An 804-nucleotide genomic window follows, 5' to 3' on the forward strand; every position below is an offset into this window, starting at 1 on the left:
GTCTGCGAGCCGCCGCCGTAGACGGTGAGCGGCTCGCCGAGGACCGCCTGGATGGCGAAGCGGTTGATGACGGTGCCGAAGACGGAGTCGTAGTCGAGCCGGGTGGCCAGGCGCGGGTCCAGGGCCGTCTCGTCCGTCTCCTGGCCGTACACGACGCCCTGGTTGAGGTCGGTGACCCGCAGGCCCCAGATCCGGCAGCCGAACTCGAGGTTGTGCGAGTCGTGCACCTTGCTCAGGTGGTAGAAGCTGCCCGGCTTCTTCGGGAACATCATCCGGTCGGTGCGGCCCTTGTGGGTGACCTCGAGCCACCCCTCCTCGATGTCGATGTTGGGCTGGCCGTACTCGCCCATCGTCCCGAGCTTGACGACGTGGACGTCGCGGTCCAGCTCGCCGATCGCGTACATGAGGTTGAGCGTGCCGACGACGTTGTTGACCTGCGTGTGCACCGCGTGCTTGCGGTCGATCATCGAGTACGGCGCGGCCCGCTGCTCCGCGAAGTGCACGACGGCGTCCGGCGAGAGCTCGCGCAGGACCGCGTACAGGCCGTCCGCGTCGCAGAGGTCGGTCGTCCAGCTGGGGAGGGTCTTCCCGCTCACCTCGCGCCAGGCCTGCACGCGGGTCGCCATCGACTCGATCGGCACGAGGCTGCCCGCCCCGAGCTCGTGGTCGTACTGGCGGCGCAGCCCGTTGTCCAGGACGCCGACCTCGTGACCCCTCGCCGACAGGTACATCGCCGTGGGCCAGCCGAGGTAGCCGTCGCCCCCCAGAACCAGGATGCGCATGGTCTCCCCTCCCGCGGGCCTC

Annotated in this window: 1 protein-coding gene; it reads right to left on the reverse strand. The window is 69.5% G+C overall.

Annotated features, from left to right (window positions below; all coding sequences use genetic code 11):
- Positions 1–782, reverse strand: a 782-nt coding sequence (locus WDZ17_RS17365; RefSeq protein WP_339576431.1) for an NAD-dependent epimerase/dehydratase family protein, incomplete at its 3' end; no start/stop codon positions are given.
- Positions 783–804 lie beyond the last annotated feature (22 nt).

The sequence above is a fragment of the Pseudokineococcus basanitobsidens genome, assembly GCF_037482545.1.
Lineage (GTDB): Bacteria > Actinomycetota > Actinomycetes > Actinomycetales > Quadrisphaeraceae > Pseudokineococcus > Pseudokineococcus basanitobsidens.